Genomic DNA, 17,251 nt, shown 5'->3' with positions numbered 1-17,251 from the left:
GTATTCAGATCAACCTCTTATAGGTCACTGAAAAATATTGCGTTATTTCCCTTAGGCCGCTAAGAGTTATTTCCGGATCGTCATAAAAACAGACAATAAGGCGAAGGAAATGAAACCACAAACACGCACGCACTTTACACTCTCTTTGTTAACCGCAGGGATCCTGTGCGCCAGCACGGCAACCTGGGCGGCTAACGTGCCGGCAGGAACCCAGCTGGCAGATAAGCAGGAACTGGTCAGGAACAACGGCAGTGAACCCGCCTCGCTCGACCCGCATAAAGTCGAAAGCGATGTCGAATTCAATATTATCAGCGATTTATTCGACGGGCTGGTCAGCGTCTCTCCGGCAGGTGAAATCCAGCCGCGCCTGGCGGAGAAATGGGAAAATAAAGACAACACCGTCTGGACGTTCCATCTGCGTCCGGGCATTACCTGGAGCGATGGAACCCCCATCACCGCGGAAGATATTGTCTGGAGCTGGCAGCGGCTGGTCGACCCGAAAACCGCCTCTCCGTATGCCAGCTATCCCGGTAGTATGCGTATCGTCAACGGCACTGATATCGCAGAAGGCAAAAAAGCGCCCGAGTCGCTGGGGGTGAAAGCCATCAATGACACCACGCTGGAAGTTACGCTCACGCAACCTAACGCCGCTTTCCTGGCGATGCTGGCTCACCCGTCTCTGGTGCCAATTGATAAAGTCCTGGTAGGCCGTTTCGGTGATAAGTGGACCAAACCGGAGCACTTCGTCAGCAGCGGGGCCTATAAACTGTCACAGTGGGTGGTTAACGAACGCATTGTGGCGGTGCGTAACCCGAAATATTGGGATAACGAACATACCGTCATCAACAAGGTGACCTATCTGCCCATTTCCTCTGAAGCTGCTGACGTCAACCGCTACAAAGCGGGCGAAATCGACATTGTTTACACGGTGCCGATCAACCAGTTTGCTCAGCTGAAGAAAACGCTGGGGAGCGAGCTGGACGTTTCACCGCAGCTTGCCACCTATTATTATCAGTTCAACACCACCCGGCCGCCGTTCAACGACGCCCGCGTGCGCAAGGCGCTGAACCTGGCGCTGGATAAAGACATCATCGCCGGGAAAGTATTAGGGCAGGGCCAGCGCCCGGCATGGCTGATCAGCCAGCCGGATATTGGCGGCGTCAAGCTCCAGAACCCGGATTACGCCAGCTGGCCGATGGATAAACGCATTGCCGAGGCGAAAAAGCTGCTGGCCGAAGCCGGATTTAACGACAGCCATCCGCTCAGCTTTAATCTCCTCTATAACACCTCGGAATCGCACCAGCGTATTGCCATTGCCGCCAGCTCAATGTGGAAGAAGAACCTCGGCGTGGAGGCGAAGCTGCAAAATCAGGAGTGGAAAACCATGCTTGATACCATGCACACCCATAACTTTGACGCGGTACGCTACGCCTGGATTGCCGATTACGACGATGCGGCAACTTTCCTGAACAACTTCCGTACCGGGGATAGCCAAAACACCACTCAGTACAGCAATCCGGACTACGATCGGGCACTGGTGAACGCGGCGAAATCGAAAACGGCGGAGGAGCGCGGTAAATTCTACCAGCAGGCAGAAGATCTGCTGGGACGGGATGTACCGGCGATCCCGGTCTATCATTACGTGCGCACGCACCTGGTGAAACCGTGGGTAGGGGGCTTCACGCCAGACAAGCTCGGGTACTACTACACCAAAGATATGTACATCAAAAAGCACTAACGATCCGCAGTGGATATTATGCTGTCAAAACGGCCAATCTGTCGTCTATTCAACCGATTAAACGCATTTTGGCTATTTTTAAAGCGAACGAATGCGCGCACTCTTTACAGCGCGCGGTGAGGTGTTTATAGTTCGCCTCACTTAGGAAGCGTGGCCGAGCGGTTGAAGGCACCGGTCTTGAAAACCGGCGACCCGAAAGGGTTCTAGAGTTCGAATCTCTACGCTTCCGCCAAATTCGAAACCCCTGCGATAGCAATATCGCAGGGGTTTTTGCTTTTGCGCCAGGCTTCCGTCATGCCACCATGTTATAGCTTATCGTGATCCCGGCGTCGGCCTTGCAGACCTGAGCTTTTACGCACCAGGTGTCCTCGATGTTTGCCGGCGTCAGAACCGCTTCTGGCGCGCCCGTGGCGGCGATCTGCCCGGCCTTCAGGAGGATCAGACGCTGGCAATAATTGGCCGCAAGATTGAGATCGTGCAGTGCAACCACCACCGTAAGCGGCAGCTGTGAAACGAGCCGCATCAGCTCCAGCTGGTGCTGAATGTCCAGGTGGTTTGTCGGTTCATCGAGCAACAGCACCTGCGGCTGCTGGGCCAGCGCGCGGGCTATCTGGCTTCGCTGGCGCTCTCCGCCAGACAAAGAGTGCCATCGCCGCTGGCGTAAGCGGCATAACTGCATCAGGCCAATCGCCTGCTCAACCGCAGCCTCATCGTCGCGCGAGGTTCTCTGGAATGTTTTCCGGTAGGGCGTACGCCCCAGTCTGACAATGTCCTCAACGGTCAGTTCTCCGTCGACCTCAGCATGTTGCGGGACAAACGCCATGTGCTGCGCGCGTTTTTTCAGCGGCATCATGCCGAGCGTTGTGCCATTAAGCGCCACGCGTTCGCTGAGTCGTGGAAACAGCCCGGCGAGACAGCGCAGCAGCGTCGACTTGCCCGAGCCGTTTGGCCCTAACAGGCCGATAATCTGCCCGGATGGCAGGTCGAGATCGATATCCTTAAGCACCGTCTGCGCTTGTCGGGTTACGGTTAACCCGGCCACAGTAATATTCATGGATGCTCCTTTCGGTTTTGATAAAGCAACGCCACAAAGACGGGGGCGCCTACCAGCGCAGTCACCACCCCGATGGGCAGAACCTGGTGCACAATCAGCGTGCGTGAGACGATATCGGCGAGGATCATAAAGTGGGCGCCGATAAGAAACGTCAGCGGGATAGATAGACGATGGCCCGGCCCACATAGCATGCGCGTTACATGGGGAATGACCAGCCCGACAAACCCCACTGCGCCCGTGGCGCTCACCAGCGTTGCGGTAACAATGGCACAGGTCAGCAATAAGACAATACGCACGGCGGTAACCGGGATCCCCAGCGTGGTGGAGACCTCATCCCCGAAGGTGAAGGTGTCCAGCGCCCGTGAAAAGAGCAATACCACCAGTAAACCCGCAAGCGTAACGGCCAGCGCCAGCAGCGCGTCAGGCCAGCGCACGCCGCTCAGACTTCCCAGCAGCCAGAACATGACGCTACGGGACTGCTCGGCATTGGCGGACGTACTGACGACGTACGCGGTCATGGCGTTGAAGAGCTGGGTGCCCGCAATGCCAGCCAGCAAAATGCGCGACGGGCTTTCACTCATCCCGTTCGTAATCACCATGATGAGCGCAAAGGCGGCGCACGAGCCGACAAACGCACCGCTGCTTACGCCAATCACGCTCCCCCCGATGCCGAGAAGCATCACGCAGACGGCCCCCAGCGATGCGCCCGCGGAAATCCCCAGCAGATAAGGCTCAGCCAGAGGGTTACGCAGGATCGACTGTAACACCAGCCCGCACAACGCCAGGCCGCCGCCGTTGCACGCGGCCATTACTGCCCGGCTCATGCGATATTGCCAGACGATACCTTCCTCCGTTTGCGGCAACGCATAAGAGGTCAAACCCAGTCCGTTGAGGATCGCTTTCCCGGTACTGGCATACGACACCGGCATATCACCGATACTGGCGGCAAAGACCAGCATCAGCGGCAGCGCCATGGCACCTGCTGCCAGTAAACCCTGCTGGCGGCGGTCAAAAGCGAAATGACTCATTGTTCATCCTGGAAAGAAGCCAGCCGATCGCTGATAAGCTCAACCGCATCGACGTTACGCAATGAAGGGTTTAACGACATCGCTGGCACCACGATGATGTGGTTGTTCCTGACCGCAGGCATGTTCTTTGTCACCGGGTCACTGCGCAAGAACGCTTTTTTTACCTCAACGTCATCGGCAGGGTAGAGCCTGCGGGACATCCCGGCGATAACAATCACGTCCGGCTGCGATCGGGCTATATGTTCCCACGTTACAGCGGGCCATTCGTCGTGAGAGTCAATAATGTTCTTCAACCCCAGCGTGCGGCTGATCCAGCCAGGCGCGCCGTAATTCCCGGCCACCCAGGGATCGCCATTCAGACGGCTGCTGGAGAACCAGAATACAACGCTAAGCGGTTTCGCGGAGGCGCGCGCCTGGGCCTTTTTAATACGCTCCGCCAGCGCACGATTGAGCTGCTCACCTCGCGCGGAAACATCAAAAATCCTCGCCAGATCTGTCACTTCCCGTGTAATTTCCGCCAGTGAAAACGGCGCGCTACGTGCTCCGTCTGCGTTTGAGGTTTCCGTTACCGTTTTATCCGTGCAGTCGGCAGGGGAGATCCACGTCTTAATCCCCAGCGACGCAAACTGCTCACGGGTTCCCACTTCTCCCTGCGGACCAATGTGCCAGTGATACTGTGCGAGAACGAGTTCAGGTTTCTGCCCTGCCACGGCTTCAAAGGAGGGGGAATTATCTGCAAGCCGGGGGAGGTTTTTTCCGGCATCCTCCAGCGGGGCCGGGAGCTTGCCGAACCAGACTGACGTCGCGGCGATCGTTTTCTCCAGCCCCAGTGCGAGCAGTAATTCTGTTTCATGCTGACCCACGGTCACGACGCGCTGAGGAGCCTGCGTAAAGGTCTGCTTAACGCCGCAATTTTCAATCGTGAGGGGCCAGGTGGTAGCGGCGAAAGCGGCAGGCGCTATGGTGAGCAGTGAAGCCAGAAATAACCCTTTTTTGAGTAACATAAAACGCAATCCAAAATTGTTATGTTATAACATAATACATATATTGTGATTGAGAGCAACACGCTCACCGTCGCTTGTTGCAGAAACGAAAGGCTGGACTATTCTCAACATACCCACCTGGCATTCGCGGGTTGCCTGAAAAATAACAAGATTTCTGACCTGGGGTAGTAAGGATGAAAAAGATCCTGCTCGCGTTTGCGTTCTGTTTTGCCGCCCTGAGCGGCTTCTCATCGTATGCCGCAGAGCCCCGCCAGGCGCCTACGGAGCAGGAGCGCGCCCGAACGGTCTATATCTTTCATCAGCCCATCGTCATGCTACAGGCGAAATTTGGCCTGACCACGCCGGAAGAGCGCGTTTTACGCATCCGCAACACCCTGCGCAATTTTACCGAGGCGGATGTGCGTGAGCCGCTCAGCATCGTCCCCGTGACCCGCTATAACCAGCAGGGACGGCTGATAGTGATGAACGGTAAACCTGTGATGCTGCTGACCGAAGGGGATTTGGACGAAGGGGACGACCTTACCCTCGATCAGGCCGCACAGCGCGTGCTGGCGCGCATGGAAGCGCAGAGAATGGCGCTGCGCGATCAATACGATACCGGCTGGCTGGCGCTGTCTACGGTAAAAACTGCCGCTGGCCTGCTGGGGCTGTTGCTGCTCTGCTATGGCGCGTGGCGTTCCTGGCGCTGGTTCCGGCGCGTCTACCGTCGGCGTATTGTGGAGAATCGCAGCCGGGTGCCGCAAAGCTGGCGGCGATACATTGGCGCCATTGAGATTCGGCTTTACGCCTTGCTGATGTTCCTGCTGGGGCTGATCGGCTTTTACGTCTGGCTGAGCTGGGCGTTCAGTCTGTTTCCGTGGACGCGGGTGTGGGGCACGTCGCTGGGAGACTGGACGCTTCGCGTGGTGCAGCAAATCGCCCTGGCGATTGTCTCGGCCTTGCCGGGGCTGACGATTGTGCTGATCATTTTCCTCATTACCGCTTTTATTCTGAAGCTTCTTAAGATGGTGCTGAATCAGGTGGAGGCTGGTCGTCTGCAACTTCCCGGCGTACATCCGGAAACCGTAGGGGCGACCCGTAAGCTCATTTCCGTTGCCGTCTGGCTATTTGCTCTCTCCGCCGCCTGGCCGTTTCTTCCCGGTGCTAACTCGCTGGCGTTTAAAGGTATTAGCGTCTTCTTCGGCCTGATGTTAACGCTGGGCTCGGCAGGGGTGATGAACCATGCCATGAGCGGTCTGGTCCTGATTTACTCCCGCGCGCTGCGCAAAGGCGATGTCATTCGGGTAGCGGATAACGAAGGCAAGGTCAGTGAAATTGGCATGCTGGCGACCAAAATTATTACCCGGGAAAATTATGTCGTTACCGTATCCAACGCGGTGGTGGTGAGCGGTAAGATCACCAACCTGAGCGCGCTACAGCCCGATGGCAGCCTCAATCTGACGGTCAGCGTCACGATCGGTTATGACACCCCATGGCGTCAGGTGCATGCCATGCTGGAGCTGGCCGCGAAACGGGCAAAAGGGATTGACCTTTCCGAGCCGCCGCTGGTACGCCAGTTAGGGTTAATGGACTGGTATATCGCTTACGAATTGCAGGTCCGTCTGCTGCCCGAACAGTCCCTCGCGGTTGCCCGCAATGAACTGCATAGCCAGATACAGGATGTGTTTAACGAATTTAACGTGCAGATCATGTCCCCGAATTTTGTTATGCAGCCAGAGGGCAGCGTAATGGTTGCCAAAGAGAACTGGTATACCGCGCCAGCCAAACCCCCTCAGGGCGAAACGTGACGGCCCGGTTTTTCCGTGGCAAGGCAAAATGTTACAGCTTTTAATCGACGATCGCCGATTTTACACGGGTCATCGCCAGAATGTTTTTTGAGCGCATATTTAATTTCTCGAGGATCCTCACGCGGTAGGTGCTGGTCGTTTTTTGTGACAATTGCAGCTTTTTCGCGATCTCATGGTTTTCCAAATGAAACAGCTTCAGCACGTCATATTCGCGTCGCGTAAAGGAGTGTGTTCTGAGCGCCCGGTAAAAGCGCATCAGCTGCTGAAAAGGGTGAGCAGTAAAATGCATCGACGAATAGATAATATTATCGATTCTCACTGCGCGGTTGGCTTCTATCTCATGCATCAGGACAATGTAATCACGCTTAACTTTTTTGACCTGCCGAATGGTTTTATTGCGTAACTTATCCTGTTCAATCGCAATGATAAAATCCATCGCCTGATCGACCCCATCAAGATCGTGAATATCCGCGTCATCGCGAATCAAATGGGTTGATGTCAGGGAGCTTGATACACCCTGGCAAAGGTAGTAGTTATCACTGATAAATAAAAAATTCATAATCGTCGTTAAATAAAGTCATGGCTAATCTCTTATCGCAGTGATCCACGGTTAATGGGTGTTGTACGAAAAAGAGTCTAAATGACCACCTGCGAATCTAATAAACGTTATGAATGTAAAAATAAATGTTTACATTTTAGCCAGCCGATGACGAAGAAATCAGCGGGGCGGAAGGGGAGGACGGAAGACGTGTAATGTTATGCAATTTCGTGCTTTACATCATGCTCAGAGATGTTTATAGTGCGCCTCACTTTGGAAGCGTGGCCGAGCGGTTGAAGGCACCGGTCTTGAAAACCGGCGACCCGAAAGGGTTCTAGAGTTCGAATCTCTACGCTTCCGCCAAATTCGAAAACCCTGCGATAGCAATATCGCAGGGTTTTTTCGTTATTCCAGCCCCAGCGTATACTGCGCGATTTTGAAGTAGATAATCAGCCCGGTCCCGTCGATTAGCGTGGCGATAAACGGTGCGGAGACCACCGCCGGATCGATTTTGCAGCGTTTCAGTACCATCGGGATCACCGACGAGACGATGGCGCTCCACAGCGTAATGCAGACCAGCGTCAGGCTGACGATGAGCGTGATTTCCATCCCAATACCCATCATCCAGGCGCGAACGCAGCCCGCCAGACCCAGCGTGGCGGCAATCATTAACGAGGTGCTGATCTCTTTGCGCAGCACGCGACCCACATCGCGAAGGTGGACTTCACCCAGCGCCATGGCGCGCACCAGCGTCGAGGTGATCTGCGTCCCGCTGTTTCCGCCGGTGCCAATCAGCAGCGGAATAAAGAACGCCAGCGCGATGGCAGATTCCAGCGCCTCTTCAAAATGCTGGATCACCGAACTGGTATACGCTTCCGCAACAAACAGCAGCAGCAGCCAGACGGAGCGTTTCTTCCACAGGCTGAAGGCGCTGGTTTCCAGATAGGGCTTCTCCAGCGGCAGCGTCGCCCCCTGAAGCTGGGCATCTTCAGTAACGTCATCTTCCAGCAGATGGGCGATTTCACGCTCGGTAAGGCAGCCCACCAGCTTGCCGTGGGTCACCACCGGCACTACATCCGCACCCGCGTGCGCCAGCAGCCCGGCGACATCCGCCCGCTCATCTTCCGGTTTGAGCTGAATAAAATCCGATATCATCAACCCCTTAACAGGCTGCACGGTGTCCGTGGCCTGCAATAATTTGCGTACGGCGATTAAACCCGCGAGGCGACCGTTATCTTCGATAAAAATATGCGACGGAATATCATCATCTTTTAATTTTTCAAAGAACTGCTCGCGTGCCAGAGCTACGCATAATGAAATATCGATAACGATAAAATCGGTATTCATATATTGCGCGATGGCGCTGTCATTAAAAGCCAGGTTTTGGTTGTGAATAGCGTAAGACATAGTAAATTCCCTTTGAATAATAAAATCTCTCAGGGGCGAGCAAGACAGGGCATGTCGGAAAGGAGATCCCCACGTCCTGGGTTCAGCACTGTACACCGTATCCCACAAGGGAAGTTATACTGACAAAGCCTTGATTCGACAGTGCCTGTTTTACCCTGTGCCGGTTCTCTCGAACCCACCAGAGCGATAACGTGTATTTGTACAGGAGCCTCGCCATAACGAGATCGTTGTAAAACGAGAGGGATAATACGCCTGTTTAAATTTAGTGCTCAGAAAATTAAATAATGTTTAAGAACGGTTTAGGTAAATCTTATTAATAAAATGTTGAGGGTTTATTTAAGGTTATTCATTTTAAATGGACAATTAAATTATTAGCGGGGGAGGGGAAAATGGCATGGGTTGATAACCTGCTGAATCATTTTGCGCTGTATCCGGCACATCTGTTTGTGCTGTTATTCGTGATGGCGCTGAGCAAATCGACGGTGCTGATCTCCTCCGTGCTGCCGCCTGCGTCGGTGATGCTGCTGGCGGGTATTACCGTCAGCCAGGGGAGCATGCATCCTGCGCTGACGTGGCTCGCCGTAGTGATGGGGGCAACGGCAGGTTCGATGCTGAATTACCATATCGGCCAACTGATGGGGCATACCCGGATGGTCACGCGCTTCACCTCAAAGCATGCCAATAAGTTCCTGCGGGTCCAGCATCAGCTGCAAAAGAACGGGGTCATCGTGCTTTTTACGTCGCGCTTCCTGGCGGTGTTGCGTTACATCGTTCCGCTGGCGGCCGGGATGCTCAGGCTGAACGCCGTCAAGGTCTACGCCGTCAGCCTGCTTTCCGCCTGTGCGTGGGCGGCGCTGTATGTCGGCGCGGTCACCGGCATCAGCGCCTTTTGAATTACAGGCTCCCCATTCCGCCGTCCACCAGCAGTTCCGTTCCCACCGTGTAGCTCGACTCGTCGGAGGCCAGATAGAGTGCGGCTTTTGCCAGCTCGGTCGTCGAGCCCATTCTGCCCAGCGGCACCAGCTTAATGACCTCTGCCATCATCGCGTTAAGCGCCTCGTCGCTTAAGCCCGTTTTCGTAAACGCCGGGGTTTCCACCGGACCGGGACTCAGACCGTTGACGCGGATCCCGCGCGGCAGCAGCTCCGCCGACAGTGTACGCGCCAGCGACAGCAGGGCGGCCTTGCTCGCGGCATACGCGCTGCTGGTGGGCAGGCCGATGCGCGCGCTCACGGAGCCGCAGAGGATCACCGAGGATGGGTTATTCAGCAGCGGCAGCAGCGCCTGAATTAAAAAGAACGGTCCCTTCAGGTTGATGTTCATCAGACGGTCCCAGGCCTCTTCCTGCCAGACTTCCAGCGGCGCGTGCGTTACGTCACCGGCGTTGAGAAAGACCGCATCCAGGCGTGGCCAGCGGGCGGTGAGGGACTCCGCCAGCGCTTTTTGCGACGAAATATCGCCTGCGTCGGTTGGGATCACCCAGGCCTTATCGCCCAGAATGCGCTCTGCTTCGGCGAGGGTATCCGGGTTGCGTCCGGTCACGGCGACGCGCGCCCCTTCGGCGATAAACGCCTGCGCGGTGGCGAGACCGATACCGCTGGTGCCGCCGGTAATCAACGTATACTTATCGGTTAAACGACCCATGTTCTTCTCCTGAAATGTCTCTGGAGAAAGCACTATAGAAACGTTAGTATCGAAAGGAAACCAGGTACCAACTGGATACTAACGAGGCAAGAGGTGTGAAATGGCAGAGCTGCTGGAAGCGTGCTGCGAAAAAAAATCTGAGGCGTATACCTGCCCGATGACGCAGTTTGTGAATCTGATTTCCGGTAAGTGGGCGATCCCCATTCTCTATCGCCTGATTGTGTTCAATACGCCCGTTCGCTTTGGCGATCTGCTGCGTGCCGCTGCCCCCATCACCCAGAAAGAGCTGACGAAGCAGCTGCGCCTGTTTGAGCAGCGCGGTCTGGTGACGCGAACGGTCTACCCGGAGATCCCGCCGCGCGTGGAGTATCAGATCACCGAGCTGGGGCTAACCCTTCAGGACGCACTCTCGCCGCTGGCCGCCTGGATGAGCGAATACGGTGACCAGCTTCAGCGTTAGGCTACTGTTTTACGTAGCGCGGATCCCCGCTTCATCGGTGAGATAGGCCACCAGAATATCGACTGCGACCCCGTAGCGCGCGTCGCGAACAATCAGCAGCGACCACCAGTCGCCGATAATATCCAGCGAACGGGCGACGGGGCAGGTGCTCTCTTCAAGGCGGGTACGTTTCACAGCGAATTCTCCGGTGGGGTATGGTTTTTTTATAAAACTCATCGGCACACGCCGTAAGCACGTTAATCATCAGTTTGAGAAATGCTTCCCGAAAAACCTGTCACGGATCTGTCACACTCAGGGCGACATTAAAAACGTGTGAGGAATTAGGGATGAGAAAAGCACTACTCGCAGTTGCCGTGGCATGTACCCTTTCCGTGACCTTTGGCGCACAGGCGCAGGACACGCCGGACGGCTATCAGCTGGAACAGGTGCTCATCATGAGCCGCCACAACCTGCGCGCGCCGCTTGCCAATAACGGCAGCGTGCTGGAGCAGTCCACGCCGAAGCAGTGGCCGGAGTGGGACGTCCCGGGTGGACAGCTCACCACCAAAGGTGGCGTACTGGAAGTGTATATGGGTCACTATATGCGCGAGTGGCTGGCAGAGCAGGGGATGGTGAAGACGGGTGAATGCCCGCCAGCGGATACCGTCTATGCCTACGCCAACAGCCTCCAGCGCACCGTGGCGACCGCACAGTTCTTTATCACCGGCGCGTTCCCCGGGTGCGATGTTCCTGTGCATCACCAGGAAAAAATGGGCACCATGGACCCCACCTTCAATCCGGTCATTACCGATAACTCCCCTGAGTTTCGCGAGAAAGCGCTGAAAGCGATGGAGACGGAACGGCAGAAAATGCAGCTGGATGAAAGCTACAAACTGCTGGAACAGCTGACAAACTACAGCGACTCGCCGTCCTGCAAGGAGAAAAAAGTCTGCTCCCTGACGGAGGCGAAAGATACGTTCAGCGCCGATTATGAAAAAGAACCGGGCGTCTCCGGGCCGCTGAAGGTGGGTAACTCGCTGGTGGATGCGTTCACGCTACAGTATTACGAAGGCTTCCCGACAGACCAGGTGGCCTGGGGGGAAATCAAAACCGATCAGCAGTGGCGCGTGCTGTCGAAGCTGAAAAACGGCTATCAGGACTCGCTGTTTACGTCGACGGAGGTGGCGCAGAACGTGGCTAAACCGCTGGTGAAGTACATTGATAAAGCGCTGGTGACCGACCAGGCAAAAGCGCCAAAAATCACCCTGCTGGTGGGGCACGACTCTAACATCGCCTCGCTGCTGACCGCGCTGGACTTCAGGCCTTATCAGCTGCACGACCAGCAGGAAAGAACCCCGATTGGCGGTAAAATTGTCTTCCAGCGCTGGCATGACAAAAACACTAATCAGGAGCTGATGAAAATTGAGTATGTCTACCAGAGTTCAGAGCAACTGCGTAACGCCAGCGTACTGTCGCTGCAATCCCCTGCGCAGCGCGTGACGCTGGAGCTGAAGGGCTGTCCGGTGGATGGCAACGGCTTCTGTCCTGTCGATAAATTCAATGCGGTGATGAACAACGCGGCGAAATAGAAGATAACCCCCCGCGTGGGCGGGGGGAACGTTCAGACGTTTTTACGTTCGATGGTTTGCTCGCCCCAGAACAGCGAGTCTTTGTCGGTTTTTTCGAAGGCGCGAACCAGCACTTCATCGTTGCCTTCTTCCCAAATCTGCTCAGCCAGCTTTTCGTCATAATTGGCGACTTCAAAGATGGCTTCGGCAATCTCCGGAGAGGTATTGCGTAAACTTGCCCATTCGCCCACGTGGTGAGCTTTGGATTCTTGAGTTGGCATACTTGTCCTCCTGTTGGGTTAGCCGTTCAGTTTTTTTGCAAGACCCGCGACGTATTCACCCTGATAGCGGGCGATTGAAAGTTCTTCATTGCTTGGCTGACGTGACCCATCCCCACCGGCAATGGTTGTCGCGCCATACGGTGTCCCGCCACGAACCTGGGAAACATCGAACAGTTCCTGCGCGCCGTAGCCAATCGGCACAATCACCATCCCATGATGGGCAAGGGTAGTCCAGGTGGAGGTGATCGTCTGCTCCTGGCCGCCGCCCGTGCCGGTAGAGCTGAACACGCTGGCCAGCTTGCCGTATAACGCGCCGGAGGCCCAGAGCCCGCCCGTCTGGTCGAGGAAGGTGCGCATCTGGCCGGACATATTGCCGAAGCGGGTCGGGGTGCCGAAGATAATGGCATCATAGTCCGCGAGCTCCTGCGGGGTGGCGACCGGGGCGTTTTGTGTTTTCCCCCCGGCTTTGGCGAAGGCTTCCGCCTGCATGGTTTCCGGTACGCGTTTAACCACGACCTCAACGCCGTCTACTCTGTTTGCGCCTTCTGCTACTGCGTGAGCCATGGTTTCAATGTGTCCATACATGGAATAATAGAGCACCAGAACTTTTGCCATTTTGCATCACTCCTCGTTGGTTTTTCTTACAGCGGATCGCTGCGTTCCTTTAAAGATATGACATCACAGCCAGACTGCAAAAATGAACGGCATTTCTTTGATATATAACAATATCTTTTGGTTATGCGCCTTGTAGCAAAATGAAACAACTTTCGCGGCGCGGATTTTTCAAAATATAAGAACGGCTTATGAATGACTTCCCCGACATTTCATACGAAAGGCTGAGATCATGTTGCAGAATATTACCTCTCGCTTGCCGGATAGCCGCATTACACTAAGCTTAGTTTCACGCGGCACAGATAAAGGCACTGTCCTTGAGCCGCGAGGTGAAAGAATCCTCTTTTACTGAATGCAATATGATGTCTAATGTTTCACACTCTGGAGGTTAGAGATGGCAAACCATCGTGGTGGTTCAGGTAATTTCGCTGAAGACCGTGAAAGAGCATCAGAAGCAGGTCGTAAAGGTGGCCAGTCTAGCGGGGGCAACTTTAAAAACGACCCTCAGCGCGCATCAGAGGCTGGTAAAAAAGGGGGTAAAAATAGCCACGGCAGCAACAAGTAGTACGCCGGGTTAACTCCCTGCCGCCGGGTTTCCCGGCGGTTTTTTTATGTCTGCTACATTGAACTGTCATCAAAGGCATCGCACACTACAGGATTGATTCTTCGTGCTGGTGTCCCATGTCCGTTTCCCGTTTTACCTTCTCCATTAAGCCTCAGGAAGCCATCCTGATTTTGATCACCATGTTCTGGGGCGGAACCTTTCTTGCCGTTCAGTACGCGGTCACGATGAGCGATCCGTTTTTCTTCGTGGGGCTGCGCTTTGCAACCGCGGCGATTGCCGTGGCGCTTATTTCGCTGAAAACCCTGCGCGGGTTGACCCTGAGAGAGCTTAAAGCGGGTGTCGCCATTGGCGTGGCGATTGCCATGGGCTACAGCCTGCAAACGTGGGGGCTCCAGTCTATCTCCAGCAGTAAATCCGCCTTCATCACCGCCATGTACGTACCGCTGGTGCCGCTGTTGCAGTGGTTGTGCCTCGGCAGAATGCCGGGCTTGATGTCGTGCATTGGCATCGTGCTGGCGTTCATCGGCCTTATTTTATTAGCCGGGCCGGAAAATAATCTGCTGGCGCTGGGGCCGGGGGAGATCATCACTCTGGTGGGGGCCGTCGCCATTGCGGCAGAAATTATCCTGATTAGCGCCTGGGCAGGAAAAGTGGACGTCAAGCGGGTGACGGTGGTGCAGCTTACCACCGCGTCGCTGGTGGCGTTCGCGACGATGGTGCCGGCAGGGGAGTCCGTCCCGCCGATGTCTACCGGGCTTATCGTCGTGGCGCTGGGGCTGGGCATTTTCAGCGCCATTATCCAGGTCACCATGAACTGGGCGCAGCGCAGCGTATCCCCAACTCGGGCGACGGTCATTTATACCGGTGAACCGGTATGGGCGGGTATTTTCGGGCGACTCGCCGGGGAGCGTCTGCCCCTGCTGGCGCTGGTGGGCGCGGCGTTTATTATCGCCGGGGTGCTGGTGAGCGAGTTGAAGTTAAAAAAACGACGTAAGGCGACTGCCGGATTGAGCGCTGAACAAGGGGCAGATAGCTAATAACGCGCAGCCTGCCCGTTTAGCCCGGCGGCGCTTCGCTTGCGCGGGCCTACTTGCCAATTGTAGGCCGGGTAAGCGTAGCGTCACCCGGCAAGAAAGCGGCACGTATTTCAGGTGGAGGGGGTGATGGCTTTTCCTTGCGGTACATCCCTTTTCCGGCGGCTCAGCAGGGCGTTGAGCAGGATCGCGCCGAAGGTCGCCGTGCCAATCCCGCCCACCGTAAACCCGCCCAGCGTCAGGGCGAAATCACCCGCCCCCAGCACCAGCGTCACCGCCACCATGATCAGATTACCGTTCTGGCTCAGATCAACATGATTCTGCACCCAGATGCGTGCCCCCGCCACGGCAATCAGACCAAATACCACAATCGAGGCGCCGCCAATCACGGGGGCCGGGATGGTGTGGATCAATGCGCCGAATTTCGGGGAAAAGCCGAGCAGCATCGCCATCACCGCCGCCGCCACGAAGACCAGCGTCGAGTAGACTTTGGTCACAGCCATCACGCCGATGTTTTCCGCGTAGGTCGTCACGCCGCTGCCGCCGACCGAGCCGGAGAGCATGGTCGCCAGACCGTCTCCCACAAACGCCCGCCCCATATACGGATCCATATTGCGCCCGGTCATTCCCGCTACGGCTTTCAGGTGGCCCAGGTTTTCAGCCACCAGAATCACCGCGACAGGCGCGATGAGCATCATCGCCTGAGCGTTAAAGGTGGGGGAGGTCATCTGCGGCAGGCCGAACCAGGCGGCCTGGTGAATCAGTGTGAAATCAACCGGTTTGCCGAGACCGAACACGTTCGCCAGCAGCGCGTAGACCAGACAGGCCGCAATCAGCCCGACCAGGATCAGCAGCCGTTGGATCATGCCGCGCGTAAAGACCGCCACCACGCCGATGCACAGCACCGTTATCACCGCCATCCAGCTTTCAAACGGCGAGCCGGATACGCTCTTCACCGCAATCGGCGCGAGGTTCAGGCCTATCGCCATCACCACCGCCCCGGTGACGACGGGGGGCATCATTCGCTCGATCCAGCGCGTGCCGACTTTCATCACCACCAGACCGGTCAGGGTGTAGACCAGCCCACAGGCGATAATGCCGCCGAGGGCCACGCTCAGGTTGGGGTTAATACCCTGACCGTTAAACCCGGTCGCTGCAATGACCACCCCAACGAAGGCGGCGCTGGAGCCCAGATAGCTGGGCACACGCCCGCCGGTGACAAAAAAGAACAGCAGGGTACCCATACCCGACATCAAAATGGCGAGGTTAGGATCCAGCCCCATCAGCATGGGCATCAGCACCGTCGCACCAAACATCGCGACCGCATGCTGCACGCCCATCACCATGGTCTGCCCGAGCGGGAGCCTTTCATCCGGCGCGACCACGCCTTCTTCTGTGGAGGTCGATTTCAACTGCCAGTGGGGAAGTCCGAACATGATCTGTCTCCTGAATGCGGATTAACAGGCGGGTCGCATAAGCGCGTGATAGTCGCGGTCGAACCACACCAGCCCTTGCGGCGCCGGGTGGCGTACGATGGATACAATGTCGCAAAACAGAATGTCGTGAGTGCCAACGCTCACCACCTGGCTGATACGGCAGTCGAACGAGGCCAGCGCATTTTCCAGACGCGGGCAGCCCGTGTCGCCTGTCTGCCAGCGGGCAGCGGCAAAGCGGTCCGCCATCGGCGTTTTCCCGCCAAACAGGTTGGATAAAGGCTCCTGTCCGGCACTCAGCGTGTTAACGCACAGGGTGCGGTTCTCGCTGAAAATCGGCCAGACCGACGCGCCGCGGTTCAGGCACACCAGCAGGGTAGGCGGGGAATCCGTGACGCTGCATACCGCGCTGGCGGTGAAGCCCGCCATTCCCGCGGGGCCGTCGGTGGTGATGATATTGACCGCTGCGCCGACGCAGGCCATGGCGTCGCGAAAGGTTTGTTTATCCGGTGTCATCACGTTCGCTCCTTACGCCAGCCCGCAGGCATCGTCAAAGGCCAGACGCGGCAGGCGTCCGTACAGTTTGGTCGTATCGCCATAGCCGATGTTAATCAGCAGATTGCTTTTGAGTAGCGTGCCCGTGAAAAAGGCCGCGTCCACTTTTTCCCGGTCAAAACCCGACATCGGCCCGGTGTCCAGCCCGAGCGCGCGGCAGGCGAAAATCAGGTACGCGGCCTGCATTGAGCTGTTGCGAAAGGCGGTCTCTTCCGCCAGCGCGGGGCTGGAGGTAAACCAGCTTCTGGCATCGCCGTGTGGGAACAGTTCAGGCAGGCGCTCATAAAACTCGCTGTCCCAGGCGACAATCGCCGTGACCGGGGCAGTGAGCGTTTTCTCAAGGTTGCCGCTGGAGAGCGCCGGGCGCAGCTTCTCTTTTCCTTCCGGGCTTCGCACAAACACAATGCGCGCCGGGGAGCAGTTGGCGGACGTCGGCCCCCATTTCATCAGGTCATAAATCTCGCGCAGCGTCTCGTCACTGACCGGTATATCCAGCCAGCCGTTATGGGTACGTGCGCCGGTAAACAGCGTTTCCAGCGCGGCGGGCGTGATGGCTTCGCTCAT

General features: G+C 56.4%; 18 protein-coding genes, 2 tRNA genes, 1 pseudogene and 1 riboswitch. Of the genes and pseudogenes, 9 read left to right on the top strand and 12 right to left on the bottom strand.

What is annotated here, in order from left to right:
* The first annotated feature begins 109 nt into the window (after window positions 1-109).
* A complete protein-coding gene (locus IMQ56_RS19605; protein ID WP_023296279.1) occupies window positions 110-1,738 on the top strand; it encodes an ABC transporter substrate-binding protein in 1,629 nt (542 codons plus the stop codon).
* 144 nt (window positions 1,739-1,882) lie between these two features.
* Window positions 1,883-1,970 (top strand) — tRNA-Ser (locus IMQ56_RS19600).
* A 60-nt stretch (window positions 1,971-2,030) separates the two neighbouring features.
* Here IMQ56_RS19600 and IMQ56_RS19595 read toward each other — a convergent pair.
* From IMQ56_RS19595 to IMQ56_RS19585, 3 genes are read right to left on the bottom strand one after another with little or no spacing between them, the layout of a single operon-like run.
* Window positions 2,031-2,792 (bottom strand): ABC transporter ATP-binding protein, encoded by a 762-nt coding sequence (locus IMQ56_RS19595; RefSeq protein ID WP_032671209.1) that lies wholly within the window; start codon window positions 2,790-2,792, stop codon window positions 2,031-2,033.
* A complete protein-coding gene (locus IMQ56_RS19590) occupies window positions 2,789-3,820 on the bottom strand; it encodes an iron ABC transporter permease (protein WP_017384785.1) in 1,032 nt (343 codons plus the stop codon). Before IMQ56_RS19590 ends, IMQ56_RS19595 begins: the two co-directional genes overlap by 4 nt.
* Window positions 3,817-4,824 carry an ABC transporter substrate-binding protein gene (locus IMQ56_RS19585; RefSeq protein WP_063945836.1) on the bottom strand — a complete coding sequence of 336 codons (1,008 nt, stop codon included), beginning with the start codon at window positions 4,822-4,824 and terminating at the stop codon, window positions 3,817-3,819. Before IMQ56_RS19585 ends, IMQ56_RS19590 begins: the two co-directional genes overlap by 4 nt.
* 173 nt (window positions 4,825-4,997) lie before the next feature.
* On the opposite strand from IMQ56_RS19585, the gene IMQ56_RS19580 reads away from it, so the two are divergent.
* Window positions 4,998-6,611, top strand: coding sequence for a mechanosensitive ion channel domain-containing protein (locus tag IMQ56_RS19580; protein ID WP_196063669.1), 1,614 nt, complete (start codon window positions 4,998-5,000; stop codon window positions 6,609-6,611).
* A gap of 40 nt (window positions 6,612-6,651) precedes the next feature.
* Here IMQ56_RS19580 and IMQ56_RS19575 read toward each other — a convergent pair whose 3' ends face one another.
* The gene (locus IMQ56_RS19575) at window positions 6,652-7,170 is read right to left on the bottom strand and encodes a LuxR C-terminal-related transcriptional regulator (RefSeq protein WP_023303404.1); all 519 of its coding nucleotides are present in this window, start codon (window positions 7,168-7,170) and stop codon (window positions 6,652-6,654) included.
* A 254-nt stretch (window positions 7,171-7,424) separates the two neighbouring features.
* Between IMQ56_RS19575 and IMQ56_RS19570 the strand changes: the two genes are divergently transcribed.
* Window positions 7,425-7,512, top strand: a tRNA-Ser gene (locus tag IMQ56_RS19570).
* A gap of 42 nt (window positions 7,513-7,554) precedes the next feature.
* On the opposite strand, the gene IMQ56_RS19565 is transcribed toward IMQ56_RS19570, so the two are convergent.
* Window positions 7,555-8,556: a magnesium transporter gene (locus IMQ56_RS19565; protein WP_015570882.1), complete on the bottom strand. Its 1,002-nt coding sequence runs from the start codon at window positions 8,554-8,556 to the stop codon at window positions 7,555-7,557.
* 60 nt (window positions 8,557-8,616) lie between these two features.
* Window positions 8,617-8,786, bottom strand: a riboswitch (M-box (ykoK) riboswitch).
* Window positions 8,787-8,945: 159 nt separating this feature from the next.
* Here IMQ56_RS19565 and IMQ56_RS19560 point away from each other — a divergent pair.
* On the top strand, window positions 8,946-9,449 hold the full coding sequence (locus IMQ56_RS19560) for a DedA family protein (RefSeq protein WP_017384781.1): 504 nt from the start codon (window positions 8,946-8,948) through the stop codon (window positions 9,447-9,449).
* Between the two features lies 1 nt (window position 9,450).
* On the opposite strand, the gene IMQ56_RS19555 is transcribed toward IMQ56_RS19560, so the two are convergent.
* The gene (locus tag IMQ56_RS19555) at window positions 9,451-10,200 is read right to left on the bottom strand and encodes an SDR family oxidoreductase (protein WP_017384780.1); all 750 of its coding nucleotides are present in this window, start codon (window positions 10,198-10,200) and stop codon (window positions 9,451-9,453) included.
* A 100-nt stretch (window positions 10,201-10,300) separates the two neighbouring features.
* Here IMQ56_RS19555 and IMQ56_RS19550 point away from each other — a divergent pair, with 100 nt between their 5' ends.
* Window positions 10,301-10,660, top strand: coding sequence for a helix-turn-helix domain-containing protein (locus IMQ56_RS19550; protein WP_017384779.1), 360 nt, complete (start codon window positions 10,301-10,303; stop codon window positions 10,658-10,660).
* A gap of 78 nt (window positions 10,661-10,738) precedes the next feature.
* Here IMQ56_RS19550 and IMQ56_RS23080 read toward each other — a convergent pair.
* Window positions 10,739-10,834: pseudogene (locus IMQ56_RS23080) on the bottom strand (transcriptional regulator); the annotation flags it as partial.
* Window positions 10,835-10,986: 152 nt separating this feature from the next.
* Here IMQ56_RS23080 and agp point away from each other — a divergent pair.
* The gene (gene agp, locus IMQ56_RS19540; RefSeq protein WP_017384778.1) at window positions 10,987-12,228 is read left to right on the top strand and encodes a bifunctional glucose-1-phosphatase/inositol phosphatase; all 1,242 of its coding nucleotides are present in this window, start codon (window positions 10,987-10,989) and stop codon (window positions 12,226-12,228) included.
* Window positions 12,229-12,260: 32 nt separating this feature from the next.
* Here the strand turns inward: agp and IMQ56_RS19535 are convergent, their stop codons facing one another.
* Both IMQ56_RS19535 and wrbA read right to left on the bottom strand, forming a co-directional pair.
* The gene (locus tag IMQ56_RS19535; protein ID WP_006809324.1) at window positions 12,261-12,488 is read right to left on the bottom strand and encodes a YccJ family protein; all 228 of its coding nucleotides are present in this window, start codon (window positions 12,486-12,488) and stop codon (window positions 12,261-12,263) included.
* 18 nt (window positions 12,489-12,506) lie between these two features.
* On the bottom strand, window positions 12,507-13,103 hold the full coding sequence (gene wrbA, locus IMQ56_RS19530; protein WP_006809323.1) for an NAD(P)H:quinone oxidoreductase: 597 nt from the start codon (window positions 13,101-13,103) through the stop codon (window positions 12,507-12,509).
* A gap of 391 nt (window positions 13,104-13,494) precedes the next feature.
* Here wrbA and IMQ56_RS19525 point away from each other — a divergent pair, with 391 nt between their 5' ends.
* Window positions 13,495-13,665, top strand: a complete 171-nt coding sequence (locus IMQ56_RS19525) for a general stress protein (RefSeq protein ID WP_001273664.1) — start codon at window positions 13,495-13,497, stop codon at window positions 13,663-13,665.
* Window positions 13,666-13,781: 116 nt separating this feature from the next.
* The gene (locus IMQ56_RS19520) at window positions 13,782-14,702 is read left to right on the top strand and encodes a DMT family transporter (RefSeq protein ID WP_017384777.1); all 921 of its coding nucleotides are present in this window, start codon (window positions 13,782-13,784) and stop codon (window positions 14,700-14,702) included.
* A 110-nt stretch (window positions 14,703-14,812) separates the two neighbouring features.
* Here IMQ56_RS19520 and rutG read toward each other — a convergent pair whose 3' ends face one another.
* The 3 genes from rutG to IMQ56_RS19505 are packed head-to-tail and all read right to left on the bottom strand — an operon-like array spanning window position 14,813 to window position 17,251.
* Window positions 14,813-16,135, bottom strand: coding sequence for a pyrimidine utilization transport protein G (gene rutG, locus IMQ56_RS19515; RefSeq protein WP_045349207.1), 1,323 nt, complete (start codon window positions 16,133-16,135; stop codon window positions 14,813-14,815).
* A gap of 21 nt (window positions 16,136-16,156) precedes the next feature.
* Window positions 16,157-16,648 carry an NADH-dependent FMN reductase RutF gene (gene rutF, locus IMQ56_RS19510; protein WP_196063668.1) on the bottom strand — a complete coding sequence of 164 codons (492 nt, stop codon included), beginning with the start codon at window positions 16,646-16,648 and terminating at the stop codon, window positions 16,157-16,159.
* A gap of 12 nt (window positions 16,649-16,660) precedes the next feature.
* Window positions 16,661-17,251, bottom strand: coding sequence for a malonic semialdehyde reductase (locus IMQ56_RS19505; protein WP_017693662.1), 591 nt, complete (start codon window positions 17,249-17,251; stop codon window positions 16,661-16,663).

It is taken from the genome of Enterobacter sp. Res13-Sevr-PEC09-46 (assembly GCF_015672585.1).
Lineage (GTDB): Bacteria > Pseudomonadota > Gammaproteobacteria > Enterobacterales > Enterobacteriaceae > Enterobacter > Enterobacter hormaechei_C.
Note: the sequence above shows the minus strand (reverse complement) of the source record. Positions and strands in the feature narration are given on the sequence as shown.